The 17,784-nt window shown below is 67.7% G+C and carries 11 protein-coding genes; 3 read left to right on the top strand and 8 right to left on the bottom strand.

Annotated features, from left to right (window positions below):
* Positions 1-13: 13 nt before the first annotated feature.
* The 3 genes from VFZ09_RS25605 to VFZ09_RS25595 all read right to left on the bottom strand — a co-directional run bounded on the left by VFZ09_RS25605 (position 14) and on the right by VFZ09_RS25595 (position 2,590).
* Positions 14-1,057 carry an amidohydrolase family protein gene (locus VFZ09_RS25605; protein ID WP_329730281.1) on the bottom strand — a complete coding sequence of 348 codons (1,044 nt, stop codon included), beginning with the start codon at positions 1,055-1,057 and terminating at the stop codon, positions 14-16.
* Positions 1,054-1,818 carry a class I SAM-dependent methyltransferase gene (locus VFZ09_RS25600; protein WP_329730280.1) on the bottom strand — a complete coding sequence of 255 codons (765 nt, stop codon included), beginning with the start codon at positions 1,816-1,818 and terminating at the stop codon, positions 1,054-1,056. Before VFZ09_RS25600 ends, VFZ09_RS25605 begins: the two co-directional genes overlap by 4 nt.
* Positions 1,819-1,924: 106 nt before the next feature.
* Entirely contained in the window at positions 1,925-2,590 is a 666-nt protein-coding gene (locus VFZ09_RS25595; RefSeq protein ID WP_329730279.1) for an HAD-IA family hydrolase, read from the bottom strand.
* A gap of 21 nt (positions 2,591-2,611) precedes the next feature.
* Here VFZ09_RS25595 and VFZ09_RS25590 point away from each other — a divergent pair, with 21 nt between their 5' ends.
* The 3 genes from VFZ09_RS25590 (at position 2,612) to VFZ09_RS25580 (ending at position 6,350) form a co-directional block, all read left to right on the top strand.
* Positions 2,612-3,763, top strand: coding sequence for a hypothetical protein (locus VFZ09_RS25590; RefSeq protein WP_329730278.1), 1,152 nt, complete (start codon positions 2,612-2,614; stop codon positions 3,761-3,763).
* Between the two features lie 118 nt (positions 3,764-3,881).
* On the top strand, positions 3,882-5,810 hold the full coding sequence (locus VFZ09_RS25585) for a YgiQ family radical SAM protein (protein ID WP_329730277.1): 1,929 nt from the start codon (positions 3,882-3,884) through the stop codon (positions 5,808-5,810).
* Positions 5,811-5,900: 90 nt separating this feature from the next.
* The gene (locus VFZ09_RS25580) at positions 5,901-6,350 is read left to right on the top strand and encodes a hypothetical protein (protein ID WP_329730276.1); all 450 of its coding nucleotides are present in this window, start codon (positions 5,901-5,903) and stop codon (positions 6,348-6,350) included.
* Between the two features lie 4 nt (positions 6,351-6,354).
* Here VFZ09_RS25580 and VFZ09_RS25575 read toward each other — a convergent pair whose 3' ends face one another.
* From VFZ09_RS25575 to VFZ09_RS25555, 5 genes are all read right to left on the bottom strand, one after another.
* Positions 6,355-7,194, bottom strand: coding sequence for a protein-glutamate O-methyltransferase CheR (locus VFZ09_RS25575; RefSeq protein ID WP_329730275.1), 840 nt, complete (start codon positions 7,192-7,194; stop codon positions 6,355-6,357).
* A gap of 52 nt (positions 7,195-7,246) precedes the next feature.
* On the bottom strand, positions 7,247-13,678 hold the full coding sequence (locus VFZ09_RS25570; protein ID WP_329730274.1) for a hybrid sensor histidine kinase/response regulator: 6,432 nt from the start codon (positions 13,676-13,678) through the stop codon (positions 7,247-7,249).
* Positions 13,679-13,771: 93 nt separating this feature from the next.
* On the bottom strand, positions 13,772-16,015 hold the full coding sequence (locus VFZ09_RS25565; RefSeq protein ID WP_329730343.1) for a response regulator: 2,244 nt from the start codon (positions 16,013-16,015) through the stop codon (positions 13,772-13,774).
* 366 nt (positions 16,016-16,381) lie between these two features.
* Complete coding sequence (locus tag VFZ09_RS25560; protein WP_329730273.1) at positions 16,382-17,011, bottom strand: pentapeptide repeat-containing protein; 630 nt, start codon at positions 17,009-17,011, stop codon at positions 16,382-16,384.
* Between the two features lie 102 nt (positions 17,012-17,113).
* Positions 17,114-17,746, bottom strand: a complete 633-nt coding sequence (locus VFZ09_RS25555; protein ID WP_329730342.1) for a hypothetical protein — start codon at positions 17,744-17,746, stop codon at positions 17,114-17,116.
* Between the last annotated feature and the right edge of the window lie 38 nt (positions 17,747-17,784).

Below are 17,784 nucleotides of genomic sequence, written 5' to 3'. Positions count from 1 at the left end.
CCGGACCAGGGGCTCAGGACCTGGCTGCCAGCCGCTTCTTCACCCGCTCACGGCTCAGCAGCCGGGTCATGTTGCCGCCGTAGATGTCCTGCCGCTCGGCTTCGGTGAGCTTCAGCGCCGCGACCGTTCGATCCGTCTCCGGCGTGAAGATCTCCCCGGAGCGCGAGTCCATGGGCGAGTCGCTGCCGAACAGGACCCGCTCCACGCCGAAGAAGTCACAGGCGAGCTGGATGGTCGCGGGCTCGAAGCCGAGCGAGGCCGTGTCGCAGTAGAACTTCTTGAAGTGCTCGATGTACGGCTGCTCGATGGGCGTCTGGAGATCCACGCCACTGCACTGCTCGAAGGACTCGTAGCAGGCCTGCATGCGCTTGGCGAAGGTGGGGATGAGCGCGCCGTGGTGGTGGGTGATGAGCTTGAGGTCGGGGTAGCGTTGGAAGACGCCGCTGAACACCAGCCGCGCCATGGCCACGCTGCTGTCGGAGACCCAGCCCAGCGTCTGCCAGATGAGGTACTTGGAGAACTTCTCCTCCGGGTAGTCCGCGTGCGACCCGGGCCGGCAGGGATGCAGCCAGAGGGGAACGTCGAGCTGCTCGGCCTTCTGGTAGAGCGGCTCGTAGTCGGGGTGATCCGGAGGCTTGACGGTGGGGCCGACGAAGAGCACCCCTCCCAGCAGTCCCAGCTCCTCCACGGCGCGCTCCAGCTCGGAGACCAGCTCCCGGGGTCCCGCCGCCGAGGGCAGCAGCGCCACCCCATGCAAGCGCCCGGGATGGGCCCGGGCCACGGCGTGCAGTCCGTCGTTGCACAGCCGGGCGGCCTTCACCGACAGCGAGGGATCGTCCTGTACCCCCCGGAGCCCCTCGAGCCAGGGCAGCGGCACCACCACGTTCGACTCGATGCCGTACCTGTCCATCTGCCGCAGGCGCCGGTCCGTGTCCACCAGCGTGGGCGTGTTGGAGAAGAGCTTGCGGAAGACGTGCGGTCCGCCGCTCACGCCCTCCAGGAAGTCGAGGAACCCCGGGGGGCTCAGGTGGGTATAGGCGTCGATCTTCCGGCTCATCGCGAGGTGCTCTCCCGGTGGCGGGTGGGGCGGTGTCTGGCGATGAGCCGCGCCGCCGCGCCGCCGCTGTAGCGCTCGCTGTGGACCAGCTCCGCGCCACACCGGGACATCAGCTCCGAGAACTCGGGGATGCTCAGTTGATGGATGATGCTCTCGGCCAGGTAGCGGTAGGGGGCGGTGTCCTCGACGAAGGGGCTGACGACGTGGGGCATCACCCGCCGCATCCAGGCCGTGTACACGGCGCGCCACACCTCGGAGTCGCGAGGGTAGAAGTGATCGAGGATGATCAGCCGTCCGCCTGGAGCCAGCACCCGCAGCATCTCGCGCATGGCGAGCTCGGCGTCCGGGAAGTTGCGGTACGTGAACGCCGTGAGCACCACGTCATACGTGGCGTCGGGCCGGTCGATGGCGCACACGTCGCCCTCGAAATACGTGCCCTGGGAGTCATGCTTCCGGGCGACGCTCAGCATGCCGGGGGACAGATCCATCCCCTCGATGCGAACGCCCGGGTACTGGCGGCGCAGGAAGCGGGTCGACTCGCCGGTACCACAGCCCACGTCCAGCACGCGCTCTCCCGCGCGCAGGCCCAGGTCCCGGAGTGCCCGCCGGTACCACAGGCTGGTATGGCCGGCGAACACCAGCAGCCGCAGGAAGTCGTAGCGGGGAGAGATGGTGTCGAAGAGCGCGCGGACGTACTCGCGCCGCGGCTCTCCCTGGAGCCGTGCGGCCTGAGCCTCCAACGTCCTGGTCTGTCCTCGCATCGAATGACTCCTCAGCTCGAATGCCGTCCTTCCTCATGAGGCCCAAGTCGACGCACGAATGCAACCGGGCATCATCCGGCGTTGGCTCGTGGGGCCGCTTCGCCGCTCAGGCTCGGGAGAGCGGAGGCAGGTGCTCCAGCAGGCGGCCCAGGTCCGGCTGGAGCTCGTCCGGTGCGGCGGTGGAGAGCGTCCCGGCGTCATGGTTGCCCCAGGTGACGGCGTAGGTGCGCAGTCCCGCCGCCTTCCCGGCCTGGATGTCATGGGTGGTATCGCCCACCATCCACAGACCCTCGGCCGTGCCCAGCGCGGCCAGGGCCCGGTGGATGACGTCCGGGGCGGGCTTGTGCGGGAAGCCGTCGGTGCCCTGCACGTAGTCCAGGGCGGGCGTCAGCCCGAGCGCCTCGACGAAGCGCCGGGCCATGTCCGTGCGCTTGGTGGTGGCGATGGCCAGCCGGTAGCCCCGCGCGCGGAGCGTCCGCAGCAGCTCGACGACGCCGGGGTAGGGGCGCGAGCGGTTGACGAAGTTGCGGGCGTAGTGCTCGCGGTAGACGGTGCACAGCGTGGCCGCGTGCGCGGGCGCGAAGTGCGCGTACATGGCCTCCAGCGGATGGCCGATGAGCGGGCGTACCTCCGCGTCGGTGGGCGCGGGCAGCCCCATGCTCGTGAAGCCGTACTGGAAGCTGGAGATGATGTCCGGCAGCGAGTCCACCAGCGTGCCGTCGAGGTCGAAGACGATCGTCTTGTGCGGGTGCGTCATGGGGGCCAGTGCCATTCTGTGCTATTCGCGGCGGCGATGGCGCGCAAACGCATCCTGGCCCTCGTCACCCTGCTCCTCGCCCTGCTGGCCGCCACCTGGCAGCGCGCCCGGGCCATCGAGCTGCTGCCCCCGGACTTCGACGAGGGCATCTACCTCCCCCTGGCGTACCGCTACGCGGAGATGGTGGCCGGAGGCCGCTGGGGCGAGCTCGTGGCGTACCAGGAGAACTTCGAGCACCCACCCCTGGTGAAGCTCCTGTACGCCTCGGAGTTGATGGTGTCCGGGACGCCCGAGCCGGAGTGGAAGATGGTGCGCGTGGGCCGCCCCATTCCCGAGCCCGCCGTGCCCGTCTTCCGGCAGACGCGCTGGCTGTCCGGGGTGACGGGCATCCTCCAGGTGGCCCTCACCGGCCTGGTCCACCCGGTGGGCGCGCTCCTGCTCGCGTTCGACTCCTACCACGTGAAGTACACCTCGCAGGCCTATCTGGAGGCCGTCCCCGGCCTCTTCGCCATCCTCGCCGTGCTCGCCTTCGAGCGCGCCCGCCGGAGTGCCCGTGAGGCGGGGCAGGGGGCTCCCTTCCAGCTCGTGCCGCTGGCGCTCTCCGGGGCGCTGTTGGGCTTCACGGCCGCGGGCAAGTACCCGTACGCGATGGTGGTCGGGCTGGCCTTCCTGCCGTTCCTGGTGGGTCATGCCCGGGCCCGGTGGCGTGTGTGGGCCGCCTTCGTCCTCCCGGCGATGGCCGTGTTCGTGCTCGCGGATCCGGCGCTGTGGCCGGATCCCCTGGGGCGCCTGTGGGCGTCCATCACGTTCCACTGGAACTACTCGCACAGCGAGCACGTGGTGCGCTCGGCGTTGCCCTGGTACCAGCCGCTCTACCACCTGACACACGCGACCCCCACCCAGTGGCACAAGGGCGTCTTCGCCACCGGCGCCACCGTCTGGGTGCTGCTGCCCCTGGCCGCCATCGGGTTGCCGGCCACGTGGCGCCAGCGCCCCGTGTGGGCCGCCTGGGCCGTGGTGGGCCTCGTGTTCCTGGTGCTCTGGTCCACCAAGTGGGCCCAGTACCTGCTGCTCGTCCTGCCGCCGCTCTCCGTCTGCGCCGGCATGGGGGCGAGCACGCTTTACGGGCTCGCGGCCTCCGTGTGGCAGCGGCGCGCGGCGGGCGGCGAGCAGCCGAGCCGGGGCTGAGGGCCGTTCCCGGGGACGACGCCGGCCGGGCATCCGGGCGGGCACCCGTACCCCTCTTCGGAGAGCATTCGTTTGCATCCAGGCGTTCTCAGGGGTTAGGGGAGGGATGGGTACCCCCATGGCCACACAGACTCGCTACGTGCATCCCTTCCTCCCCGTCTCCCGTGCCGACATGCAGGCCCGGGGTTGGGAGCAGCTCGACATCATCATCGTCTCCGGCGACGCGTACGTGGACCATCCCGCGTTCGGCCCCGTCCTCATCGCGCGCTTCCTCGAGGGCCGTGGCTTCAAGGTGGGCATCATCGCCCAGCCGGACTGGCACTCGGCCGAGCCCTTCAAGGCCCTGGGCAAGCCCCGGCTCTTCTTCGGGGTGGCCGCCGGCAACCTCGACTCGATGCTCAACCGGCTCACCGCGCAGAAGAAGAACCGCTCCGAGGACCAGTACAGCCCGGGCGGGCGCACCAACTGCCGGCCGGATCGCGCCACCATCGTCTACGCCCAGCGCTGCCGCGAGGCCTTCCCGGACGTGCCCATCGTCCTCGGTGGCATCGAGGCCTCGCTGCGCCGCATCGCCCACTACGACTACTGGAGCGACAAGGTGCGCCGCTCCATCCTCATGGACGCCAAGGCGGACCTGCTCATCTTCGGCATGGGCGAGCGCCCCGTCTGGGAGGTGGCCGATCGCATGCGCCGGGGCGAGAAGATGGAAGACATCCGCGACGTGCGCGGCACCGCGTACATCATCAACGACGCGGAGATGAAGGCCCACGAGGCGGACCCGGCCAGGCGCGCCGCGGACCAGAAGGTGGTGGTGCTGCCCTCCTACGAGGAGGCGGTGGCGGACAAGCTGGCCTTCGCCCGCATGTCGCGCGACTTCCAGCTGGAGACCAACCCCGGCAACGGGCGGGCCCTGGCGCAGCGGCACGGCAACCGCGCCGTCTACTTCAACCCTCCGGCGCGGCCGCTGGAGGACGGGGAGGGCAAGGGCGACAGCGCGTCGGTGGCCATGGACGAGCTGTATGACCTGAGCTTCAACCGCGTCCCGCACCCCATGTACAAGGAGCGCATCCCCGCCTACGAGACGGTGAAGCACTCCATCGTGCTGATGCGCGGTTGCTTCGGCGGGTGCACCTTCTGCTCCATCACCGAGCACGAGGGCCGTGTCATCCAGAGCCGCAGCGCCGAGAGCGTGCTGCGCGAGGTGCGGGCCCTGCGGCGCATGGGGGACTTCCGCGGCACCATCACGGACCTGGGTGGCCCCACGGCCAACATGTACAAGCTCAAGTGCAAGAGCGAGGACATCGAGCGGCGCTGCCGCAAGCTGTCCTGCGTGCACCCCGGCGTCTGCGAGAACCTCCAGACGGACCACGGCCCGCTCATCGACGTGATGAAGCAGGTGCGCGCGGAGCCGGGCGTCAAGCACGTCTTCATCGCCAGCGGCGTGCGCTACGACCTGGCCGAGCGCTCCCCCGAGTACGTGAAGGAGCTCGCCGCGCACCACGTGGGCGGCCAGCTCTCGGTGGCGCCCGAGCACGTGTCGCCCCGCGTGCTGGAGAAGATGAAGAAGCCCGGCATCGAGAGCTTCGAGCGCTTCCAGCACATGTTCGCCTGCGCCAGCGAGGAGGCCGGCAAGGAGCAGTACGACATCCCCTACTTCATCAGCGGCCACCCGGGCTCGGCGCTGGAGGACATGGTGGAGCTGGCGCTGTGGCTGAAGCAGAACGGCAAGCGCCCCCGCCAGGTGCAGGACTTCATCCCCACGCCCATGTCCGTGGCCACGGCCATGTACTACACGGGGATGGATCCGTTGAAGATGGAGCCCGTCTACACGGCGAAGGGACTGCGGGAGAAGCGGCTGCAGAAGGCGCTGCTGCTCTTCTGGAACCCCGAGCACTGGCCCCTGGCCCGCGAGGCGCTGCAGCAGGCCGGCCGGGAGGATCTCATCGGCCGGGGGCCGCACGCGCTGGTGCCTCCGGAGACCGCCGCCGAGGCCTCGCGCCGCAAGCAGGCCGAGGCCCGTGAGCGGCAGGAGCGGCGGGCTCGCTGAGCAGCGCCTGGTTGCCCGCCCCCCTGGACTTCAGTCGGGGGGGCCGTGGGCCCAGGGCACCTGCCCGGGGCCGTTGCCACCTTTGGCGGCATGACGGACCTGTTCCAGCTCTTCGCCGTATCCGCGGTGGTGATGGGCATTGCCCAGACCCTCACCAAGGAGCGCATCTTCGCGCCCCTGCGCGAGAGGCTCGGTGGCAAGGAGACCTGGTGCGGCTACCTGGTGTCCTGCCCCTATTGTGCCTCGCACTACGTGGCCTTCGCGCTGGTGCCGCTCACGGGCACCTATCCCATCCAGGTGGTGGTGGGCGGCTGGCCAGGCACGGTGCTGAGCTGGTTCCTCTCCTCCATCCTCGTCACCGTCATCGCCGCCTTCTACCGGGTGCTCTTCTGGTTCGTGGATGAGGCACAGGGCCTGGTGCGCCGGCGCCAGCGGACCGAGGAGGAGGAGATCGCCACCAAGCGGGTGGTGCGCAAGAAGGTGGAGCAGGAGCTCTCCCCCGAGGAGCCTGACGAGCCGCTGCCCCCCGCCCCCCACTGACGGCTCAGGCGCGGCGGCGGTAGAGGCGCTCCTGCACATCCACCTCGTCGTACTCGTTCTCGATGACGGTGTGGCGCAGCGTCTCGCCGCGTCCCAGCGCGAGCACGCCGAAGCGCCGCAGCGACTGGTTGAGCAGCCGGTACACCCGCGACTGCAGCTCCGTGCCGAAGTAGATGAGCACGTTGCGGCAGAGGATGACGTTGAACTCGTTGAAGGTGCCGTCGCTCACCAGGTTGTGCTGGGCGAAGACGATGTTCTTGCGCAGCGAGGCCTTGAAGATGGCGTGGTCGTAGTTGGCCGTGTAGTAGTCGCTGAAGGCGGAGGTACCTCCGGCGCGCAGGTAGTTGGCCGTGTACTCCCGCATGTGCTCCATGGGGAAGATGCCGGACTTGGCCCGCTCCACCACGGCCGCGTTCATGTCCGTGGCGTAGATGCGGCTGCGCTCGTACAGGCCCGCCTCCGTGAGGAGGATGGCCAGCGAGTACACCTCCTCCCCCGTGGAGCACCCCGCGTGCCAGATGCGCACGAAGGGGGCGGAGAAGAGGTGGGGCACCACCTTCTCCCGGAACGCCGAGAAGAAGCTCGGGTCCCGGAACATGGTGGTGGTGTTGACGGACAGGTGCTGCAGCAGCTCCTCCATGGCGGAGGGGTCGTGCAGCACCCGGGCCTGGAGCGCGGAGAGCGTCCCCAGCTTCTGGGCGTGGACCATGTTCCACACCCGCCGCCGCAGCGACATACGGGCGTAGCCCCGGAAGTCCAGGCCGTAGCGCCGCATGATGCCCTCGAGGAGCAGGTCCAGCTCGATGTCCTCGAGGGCATCCTCGCCCTCGACCGCTTCACGCACCAGCGCTTCCTTCATCACCCTGTACCCGCTGCCCGCTCAATCGAGACGGAGGTTACCCGTTGTTGTTGCCGCCACCAGGGTGTGCACGCTCGGCGTTCTTGAACAGCCACACACGCAACAAACTGAGCAGCTGATCCGTCTCCACCGGCTTGGTGATGTAGTCGCTGGCGCCCGCGTCGATGCACTTCTCGCGGTCTCCCTTCATGGCCTTGGCGGTGAGCGCGATGATGGGGAGCGTCTTCAGCTCGTTGACCTGGCGGATGGCGCGCATGGTCTCGTAGCCGTCCATCTCCGGCATCATCACGTCCATGAGGACGACGTTGAGGTCCGGCGTGGCGCGGATGATGTCGATGCCCTTGCGGCCGTTCTCCGCGTAGAGCACCTGCATCTTGTGCTTCTCCAGCACGCTGGTGAGGGCGAAGATGTTGCGCACATCGTCGTCCACCACGAGCACCTTCTTGCCGGCCAGCACCGGATCGCTCTGGTGCACCTGCTTGATCATCGCCCGCTTGTTCTCGGGCAGGTTGGCCTCCACGCGGTGCAGGAAGAGCGCCGTCTCGTCCAGGAGCTGCTCGGGGGACTTGACGCTCTTGATGATGATGGCGTCGGTGACGCGCTTGAGGACCGTCTCCTCCTCCTCGGACAGCTCCTTGCCGGTGTAGACGATGATGGGCGGGGTGTGGCCCTTCATCTTCATGGCCTCGATGAGCTGCAGGCCCGTCATGTCCGGCAGGCCCAGGTCCAGCACCACGCAGTCGAAGTAGCGCTCCTGCATGGCGTTGAGGGCTTCCTGGCCGCTGCCCACCGCGGTCGTCTTCACGTCGCCGTTGCCAATGAGGGTGACGATGCTGTCGCGCTGGCGCTGATCGTCCTCCACCACCAGCAGGTTCTTCACCGGCCGCTCGATGAAGCCCTTGACGCGGGCCAGGGCATCGCCCAGGGCCTCGCGGTTGGCCGGCTTCTGGAGCACCGCCAGCGCGCCCAGCCGCAGGCCGCGGCTGCGCTGCTCCTCGCTCGCGGAGATGATGTGCACCGGGATGTGGCGGGTGCGGCTGTCGTGCTTGAGCCGGTCCAACAGGTTCCACCCGTCGATGACGGGCAGGCCGATGTCCAGGGTGATGGCATCCGGCCGGTACTGGCGCGCCATGGCCAGGCCCGTGTCTCCGCGCAGCGCCACCAGGCCCTTGAAGCCCTTCTCGCGGGCCAGGGTCAGCACGATGCGGGCGAAGACGATGTCATCCTCGATGATGAGCAGCGTGCGGTCTCCCGGCTGGATGTTGCGCCGGTCGTCCTCGACCTCCTCCTCACGGGCCAGCTCCGCGTCCTGCACCGCGGTCTCCACCTCCGCGCGCAGCGCGTTGAGCCGCGCCTCGGTGGTGGCCCGCTCGGACGGCGTGGGGGTGCCGTTGCCGTTGCTCAGCTGCTGCGAGCGGAGCGCGCTGGTGACGGGCACGTACGTCTGCGGCACGAAGAGGGTGAAGGTGCTGCCCTTGCCCGGGGCGCTGGACACCTTGATTTCTCCACCCAGCAGCTTGGCGATCTCGCGGCTGATGGACAGACCCAGGCCGGTGCCGCCGTACTTGCGGCTGGTGGTGCCATCCGCCTGCTGGAAGGCCTCGAAGATGATGCGCTGCTTGTTCTCCGGGATGCCGATGCCCGTGTCGATGACGGAGAAGGCGAGCACCGCGCCGCCCTGGTTGAGCACGGGGTGATCGATGCTCCAGCCGCTGCGGGCCGGACGCACGTCCAGGGTGACCTGGCCTTCCTCGGTGAACTTGAAGGCGTTGGCCAGCAGGTTCTTGAGCACCTGCTGCAGCCGGCGCCCGTCGGTGAGGATGTGCGAGGGCAGGGCCTGGGCGAACTCCAGCTTGAAGCCCAGCTTCCGGTCCACGGCCACCTGGCGGAAGGTGCGCTCCACGAAGTCCTTCAGGCTGTTGAGCGACACCTCGTCCACATCCACGCTCATCGTTCCGGACTCGATCTTCGACAGGTCCAGGATGTCGTTGATGAGGCTGAGCAGATCGCTGCCGGCGCCGTGGATGGTTTGAGCGAACTCCACCTGACGGCCGCTGAGGTTGCCCTCGGAGTTCTCCGCCAGCAGCTTGGAGAGGATGAGGAGGCTGTTGAGCGGCGTGCGCAGCTCGTGGCTCATGTTGGCCAGGAACTCGCTCTTGTACTTCGAGGAGAGGGCGAGCTGCTGGGCGCGCTCCTCGAGGGCCACCTTGGCCTGCTCGATTTCGCGGTTCTTGCGCTCGACCTCCATGTTCTGGACCTGGAGGAGGCGGCTGCGCTCCTCGAGCTCCTCGTTGGTCTGCTGCAGCTCCTCCTGCTGCTGCTTGAGGCGCTCCTCGGAGGCCTGGAGGCTCTTGGCCTGCTGCTCCAGGCGGCGGTTGGTCTCGGTGAGCTCCTGTTGCTGGCTGCGCAGCTCGTCGGCGAGGCTCTGGGACTGCTTGAGCAGCTCCTCCGTCCGCATGCCGGCGGCGATCGTGTTGAGCACGATGCCGATGGACTCGGTGAGCTGATCCAGGAAGGACAGGTGCGTCTCGCTGAACCGGTAGAAGCTGGCCAGCTCGATGACGGCCTTGACCTGGCCCTCGAAGATGACGGGGAGGACGACGATGTTGAGGGGCTTGGCCTCACCCAGTCCGCTGTTGATGCGGATGTAGTCGTCCGGCACGTCCGTGAGGAGGATGCGGTCCTTCTCCAGGGCGCACTGGCCCACCAGGCCCTCGCCCAGCTTGAAGGAGTTGGCGAGGCTCTTGCGCTCCTTGTAGGCGTAGGCGGACAGCAGACGCAGCGCCTGCTGCTTGTCGTTGCCATCCATCAGGTAGAAGACGCCGTGCTGCGCCTGCACCAGCGGCGCCAGCTCCTTGAGGATGAGCTTGGAGACGGTCTCCAGCTCGCGCTGGCCCTGCAGCAGGCGGGTGAAGCGCGCGAGGTTCGTCTTCAGCCAGTCCTGCTCGGTGTTCTTCTGCGTGGTGTCACGCAGGTTGGCGATCATCTGGTTGATGTTGTCCTTCAGGGCGGCCATCTCGCCCTGGGCCTCCACCGAGATGCTCCGGGTCAGGTCGCCCTTGGCCACCGCGGTGGCGACCTCGGCGAGCGAGCGCACCTGGGTGGTGAGCGAGCCGGCCATGGAGTTCACGTTGTCCGTGAGGTCCTTCCACGTACCGGCGGCGCCGGGCACCTTGGCCTGGCCACCCAGCTTGCCCTCGATACCCACCTCGCGGGCCACCGTGGTCACCTGGTCGGCGAACGTGGCCAGCGTGTCGATCATGCCGTTGATGGTGTCGGCGAGGGCGGCGATCTCGCCCTTGGCGACGAGGGCCAGCTTGCGCTTCAGGTCACCGGCGGCCACCGCGGTCACGACCGTGGCGATGCCGCGCACCTGGGCGGTCAGGTTGCTGGCCATGCTGTTCACGTTGTCCGTGAGGTCCTTCCAGATGCCGGCGACGCCCTGCACCTGCGCCTGGCCACCCAGCTTGCCCTCGGTACCCACCTCGCGAGCGACGCGGGTCACTTCGGAGGCGAAGGACGAGAGCTGATCCACCATCGTGTTGATGGTCTGCTTCAGCTCCAGAATCTCGCCCTTCACGTCCACGGTGATCTTCTTGGAGAGATCACCCATGGCGACGGCGGTGGTCACCTTGGCGATGTCGCGCACCTGAGCGGTCAGGTTGCTCGCCATGCTGTTCACGTTGTCGGTCAGGTCCTTCCAGGTGCCGCTGACGCCCTTCACCTGGGCCTGGCCGCCCAGCTTTCCTTCCGTACCCACTTCCTTCGCGACGCGGGTCACTTCGGAGGCGAACGAGGAGAGCTGATCCACCATCGTGTTGATGGTGTTCTTGAGCTCGAGGATTTCCCCCTTCACGTCCACGGTGATCTTCTTGGACAGGTCACCGCGGGCCACGGCGGTGGTCACCTCGGCGATGTTGCGCACCTGGTCGGTCAGGTTGCTCGCCATGGAGTTCACGTTGTCCGTGAGGTCCTTCCACGTGCCGGACACGCCCTTCACCTGGGCCTGGCCGCCGAGCTTTCCTTCCGTACCCACCTCGCGGGCAACGCGGGTCACCTCGCCAGAGAAGGTGTTGAGGTTGTCCACCATCGTGTTGATGGTGTTCTTCAGCTCGAGAATCTCACCGCGCACATCCACGGTGATCTTCTGGCCGAGGTCACCGTTGGCAACGGCGGTGGCGACCTTGGCGATGTCACGCACCTGGGCGGTGAGGCCGCTGGCCATGCTGTTCACGCTGTCGGTGAGGTCCTTCCACGTACCGGCGACCCCACGCACGACGGCCTGTCCCCCCAGCTTTCCTTCCGTACCCACCTCGCGGGCGACGCGGGTCACTTCCGAGGCGAACGACGAGAGCTGGTCGACCATCGTGTTGATGGTGTTCTTCAGCTCCAGGATTTCGCCCTTCACGTCCACGGTGACCTTCTTGGAGAGGTCGCCGTTGGCCACGGCCGCCGTCACCTTGGCGATGTCGCGCACCTGGGCGGTGAGGTTGCCGGCCATGGAGTTCACGTTGTCCGTGAGGTCCTTCCACGTGCCGCTGACGCCTTCCACCTGTGCCTGGCCGCCCAGCTTGCCCTCGGTGCCCACTTCCTTGGCGACGCGGGTCACTTCCGAGGCGAAGGACGAGAGCTGATCCACCATCGTGTTGATGGTGTTCTTCAGGGCCAGAATCTCGCCCTTCACGTCCACGGTGATCTTCTTGGAGAGATCGCCGCGGGCCACGGCGGTGGTCACCTCGGCGATGTTGCGGACCTGGCCCGTGAGGTTCGAGGCCATCTGGTTCACGTTGTCCGTGAGGTCCTTCCACGTGCCGGCGACGTCCTTCACCTGCGCCTGGCCGCCGAGCTTGCCCTCCGTACCCACCTCGCGGGCGACGCGCGTCACCTCGACGGAGAAGGTGTTGAGGTTGTCCACCATCTTGTTGATGGTGTTCTTCAGCTCGAGGATTTCCCCGCGCACGTCCACGGTGATCTTCTGGCCGAGGTCGCCGTTGGCCACCGCGGTGGCGACCTTCGCGATGTCGCGCACCTGGGCGGTGAGGCCGCTGGCCATGCTGTTCACGCTGTCCGTCAGGTCCTTCCAGGTGCCGCTGACGCCCTGCACCTGCGCCTGACCGCCCAGCTTTCCTTCGGTACCCACCTCGCGGGCCACGCGGGTCACTTCGGAAGCGAAGGAGGAGAGCTGATCCACCATCGTGTTGATGGTGTTCTTGAGGGCGAGGATTTCGCCCTTCACGTCCACGGTGACCTTCTTGGACAGGTCGCCGCGGGCCACCGCCGTGGTGACATCCGCGATGTCACGCACCTGGGCGGTGAGGTTGGAGGCCATCTGGTTCACGCTGTCCGTGAGGTCCTTCCAGGTACCGGACACGCCCTCGACCTTGGCCTGGCCGCCGAGCTTTCCTTCGGTACCCACCTCGCGGGCAACGCGGGTCACCTCGCCCGAGAAGGTGTTGAGGTTGTCCACCATCTTGTTGATGGTGTTCTTGAGCTCGAGGATTTCGCCCTTCACGTCCACGGTGACCTTCTGGCCGAGGTCACCGTTGGCGACGGCGGTGGCGACCTTGGCGATGTCACGCACCTGGGCGGTGAGGCCGCTGGCCATGGAGTTCACGTTGTCCGTGAGGTCCTTCCACGTACCGGACACGCCCTTCACCTGCGCCTGGCCACCCAGCTTACCCTCGGTACCCACTTCGCGGGCCACGCGGGTCACTTCGCCGGAGAAGGTGTTGAGGTTGTCCACCATCGTGTTGATGGTCTGCTTCAGCTCGGCGATCTCACCGCGCACGTCCACGGTGATCTTCTTGGACAGGTCGCCGTTGGCCACGGCGGTCGTCACGTCGGCGATGTTACGCACCTGGGCGGTGAGGTTGCTCGCCATCAGGTTCACGCTGTCGGTGAGCTCCTTCCAGGTGCCGGACACGCCGCGCAGCACGGCCTGGCCGCCCAGCTTTCCTTCGGTCCCCACCTCGCGGGCCACGCGGGTCACTTCCGAGGCGAAGGAGGACAGCTGGGCCACGGTGCTGTTGACGACCTGGGCGGTGCGGAGGAACTCGCCCTTGAGGGGCCGGTCCTCGAACTCCAGGGCCATGGTCTGGGTGAGGTCACCCTTGGCCACGGCGCCGATGACGCGGGCCACCTCGGTGGTGGGCTGTGCCAGGTCGGCGATGAGCGAGTTCACCGCCTCCACGGCCGCCTGGTAGCTGCCCACGGCGCCATTGAGCGTGGCGCGCTGGGTGATGCGGCCCTCGCGGCCCACCACGGTGCTGACGCGCTCCAGCTCGTGCACGAGCGCCTGGTTGAGGGTGATGACCTCGTTGAAGGTGTCGTAGATCTTCCCCGTGGTGCCTGTGCGGTCCTCGGGCATGCGGGCGCTGAAGTCACCCTTGCGGAGCGACTGGAGCGTCTTGAGGAGGAGCTTCGGATCGAGCGCGTTGTCGGCGGGCGCCTTATCGGACTGCGTTGCCATGGTGTGGGGCTTCTCCTGTGCTGCTTGTCCGGCGAAGCGGCACCCGTGGGGCGCGCCGTCCACCGTTCACCTGGGGGAAGGGGAGGGGCGGTTTCAGGCCGCCGTACAGAGCTTCTTCAAGACTTGAGACAGGTCGTCGGAGGACACGGGCTTGACGAGGTGGGCGTCGAAGCCCGCCTCGAGCGCGCGCTTGCGGTCCTCGGGGTGGCCGTAGCCGGTGAGGGCCACGAGCCGCGTGTCGGCGCCACCGGCGGAGGCGCGGACGAGCTCCGCCACCTTGTAGCCGTCCAGCTCGGGAAGGCCGATGTCCACCAGGGCCACCTGGGGCCGCTCGGAGAGCACCAGGTCCACGGCGGAGCGGCCGTCGCTGGCCTCCTGGACGCGGTGGCCGTGGAGCTCCAGCAGATCCTTCAGCGTCTCGCGGATGTCCGGGTTGTCCTCCACGAGGAGGATGTGGAGGGGCTGGAGCTTCTGGGAGGCGGAGGCGGCGGCCTTCAACATGCCGGGCAGCGAGAGCGCCGCGGGGGCCTCGGCGGGCAGGGGGAGGCGGACGGTGAACTCGCTGCCCTGGGAGATGCCGTCGCTGCGCGCGGACACGCTGCCGCCGTGCATCTCCACCAGGCTGCGCACCAGGGTGAGGCCCAGGCCGAGCCCGCCCTGCGCGCGGTCGCTGCCGGGGTCCACCTGCACGAAGAGATCGAAGACGCGGTGGAGCATCTCCGGCCGCAGGCCGATGCCGTTGTCGCGCACGCTCAGCACCAGCTCGTCGCCCTGGCGCCCGGCCTCGAGGTGGATGCGGCCGCCGGAGGGCGTGTACTTGGCCGCGTTGTGCAGCAGGTTGGCCACCACCTGCGTCATGCGGGTGGGGTCCACGTTGAGCATCACCACCTCGGAGGGCAGCGACACGGTCAGCTCGTGGCGGCGCTGGGAGACGATGGGCTCGCAGGCCTGCACCGCGCCCTCCACCACGTCCGAGAGCGCGACGAGGACGGGCTTGAGCTCCACCTTGCCGCGGGTGATGCGGCTGACGTCCAGCAGGTCATCCACCAGCCGCGTCATGTGGGCCACCTGGCGGTCCGCGCTGGCGATGGTGCGCTGGATGATGTCGTCCTGCCACATGCGCATGCGGAAGACCTCGAGCGCGTGGCGGACGGGGGCCAGGGGGTTGCGCAGCTCGTGGGCGAGCATGGCGAGGAACTCGTCCTTGCGCCGGTCCGCCTCGCGCAGGGCGCCGATGAGGCGCTCGCGCTCGAGGGCCACGGCGACCTGATCGCACACGCCCTGCATGAGGGACAGCTCGTCGGCGGAGAAGGCGCGCAGGGTGCGCGTGCCGAAGGCCAGTGTACCCAGGACGCGGCCCTGGCTAAGGAGCGGGTAGCAGGCGAGGGCGGCCAGTCCCAGCTCCGGCGCGGCATCCGGGACGGGCCCGTTGGCGGCGGCACCGGCGTCGAGCACCCAGCGCTTGTTCTCGGCGGCCACGCGTCCCGCGACTCCCTGTCCGGGCGTCAGCAGCTCCAGCCGGGGCACCAGGGCCTCGGGGATGCCGGCGTGGGCCGCGAGCTGCAGGGCGCCATGGCCCTCCTGGAAGAGGTAGCCCAGGCAGACCTCGAGGCCCAGGTGCTCGATGATCTGATGGTGGACGCTGTTGAGGAGGGTGCGCCCATCGGGGCCCTTGAGCAGGCGGCTGGCCACGTCCGCGAGCAGCCGCAGCCGGGCGTTGCTCTCGTGGAGGGCGGACTGGGCCTGCTCCTTCTCGTTGACGAGCCGCACCAGCTCCTGGGCGCGCTGCTCGCGGGCCTCGGACACCTTGCGCTCGCGCTCCATCTCCTGCTCCAGCAGGGAGCGCTCGTAGTGGGCGCGGGCCTCGGCCAGCTTGCGCTCGTGCTCGCGGCTCTCCGCCTGCCGCAGCAGCTCCGCCTGCCGGCGCACCTCCTCCGTCTTGCGGTGCAGGTCCAGGAAGACCGTCACCTTCGTGCGGAAGATCTCCGGGACGATGGGCTTGAAGAGGTAGTCCACCGCGCCCAGCTCGTAGCCGCGCGTGACGTTCACCTCGCTGCGGTTGTAGGCGGTGATGAAGATGATGGGGATGTGGCGCGTGCGCTCGCGCATGCGGATGAGGCTCGCCGTCTCGTAGCCATCCATCCCCGGCATCTGCACGTCCAGGAGGATGAGCGCGAAGTCGCGGTCCAGCAGCAGGCGCAGTGCCTCGTCACCCGAGGAGGCGGTGACGATGTTGGCCCCCATGTCGGCCATGAGCACCTCCAGGGAACGGAGGTTGGCCGGGGTGTCATCAACGGTCAGGACGTCTACACGCGAGAGCGCGGGGGGCGAGGACATGGTGGGCGAAGCGGGGTGCGCGCGGGCCGTCCGGGGATCAGACACCCTGCTTCTTTACCGTCTCTCTTCACTGCAACCCAGATCCAACGTGGAGCGCGCTGTCGGCTGACTGACGCCCAGGCAGACAAGCGAGCCGAAAACTGTCTGCCGGAGAACATCTGGAGAGGGGAGACCTGGAGCAGTGACCGGTGGCGGACGGTTGGATGCTCCCCGCCGGGAGGTGGGTGTCCGGGACAACACGGTGGCTGGGTTGGCGGACGATGAAGCCGCCCTTCTTCATAAGGTGAGCATCCGGAAGAACTCGCCCGCCATGCGCCGGCCGTGCCGCGCGAGGTTCGATGCCGTCCCGGAGAGCACGTGGTCGTGTCAGTAGACGATGCAGTCGAACTGCTCGATGACGGCCCTGAGTTTTTCCGGGGTGGTTTCGAGCTTCTTCGCGACGGCGGGAGCGTACTTCGTCAGCGCCACCGTGGACGGCGGCTGGTCGTGGAGTTCGTCCACGACGACACTGCCAAACATACCGGGCCACTTGCCGCGACGTAGCTCTGGAGCCCGTCCGATGGGGTCCAGGAAGGTGAAACAAGGCCATTTGGGAAACCGCAGGGTCTGGGGGTCACACCCCATGAAGCGGCAGCCGTCCAGACGCGCCTCGGAGAAGTCGCAGTCCTCAATGGAGCCCAACTGGTACTCCGGCTCCTTGCCGTACTCGGGCCAGTGCCCGAAGTCACACCCGGACAGCCGCCCCTTGAACCGGCACCCCTTGAGTGAGGCGCGTATCCACTGCTGATGGTTCTTCAGTTCCTGCTTCACCTCGAAGATGCAGTCGGTGAAGCGCACGTCACGAATGAACAGGTTGCTGGCAGCCACCTTCAGCACCAGCGTGCAGTTCTTCAGCGTCAAATTGCGGCCCAGGAAGTAGAGGGTACCTTTGTCCGTCAGCTCCAGCCGCTCGTGTTCCAACTGCTTGTTCTCGTAGAAAACCTTCTTGGCAATCATCCGCCGCCCTTTCAGAAGGTGAGCATCCGGAAGAACTCGCCCGCCATGCGCCGGCCATGGTGCGCGAGGTTCGACGCCGTTGCGGAGAGAATCTCGTCTGCCTCAATACACAATGCAGTCGAACTTCTCGACAACGGCCCTGAGCGCTTCGGGGGTGGTCTCGAACCGCCTGGCAATGGAGGGGGCGTGATAGGTGATGGCCCTGGTGGACGGAGGTCGCGTGTGCAGATCTTCTATGACGACAAGGCCGAAGCGGCCCGGCCACTCGATGCTATTCAACTGACGGCTGTGGCCAATCGGGTCCAGGATGGTGAAGCAAGGCCACTTGGGAAAACGGAGGGTGCGGGGGTCACTTCCCATGATGCGGCAGCCGTCCAGGCGGGCCTCGGAGAAGTCGCAGTCCTCGATGGAGCCCAACTGGTACTCCGGCCCCTTGCCGTACTCGGGCCAGTGCCCGAAGTCACACCCCGACAGCCGCCCCTTGAACCGGCAGCCCTTGAGGGAGGCACATATCCAGTCCTGGTGGTTCGTCAGTTCCTGCTTCACCTCGAAGGTGCAGTTGATGAACCGTGCGCCGAGGATGCGCAGGCGTCTGGCGGGCACTTTCAGGACAACAGTACAGTTGCGCAGCATCAGGTTGGGTCCAAGGAAGTAGAGCGAATCCTTGTCTGTTAATTCCAACCGCTCATTTTCAAACGTCTTGTTTTCGATGAGAACGTTGGTGAGCCACCCCATGGCCGCCCCTTCAGAAGGTGAGCATCCGGAAGAACTCG

It is taken from the genome of Archangium sp., assembly GCF_036277355.1.
Taxonomy (GTDB): Bacteria; Myxococcota; Myxococcia; order Myxococcales; family Myxococcaceae; genus Archangium.
This window is presented reverse-complemented; position numbering and strand designations above follow the sequence as displayed.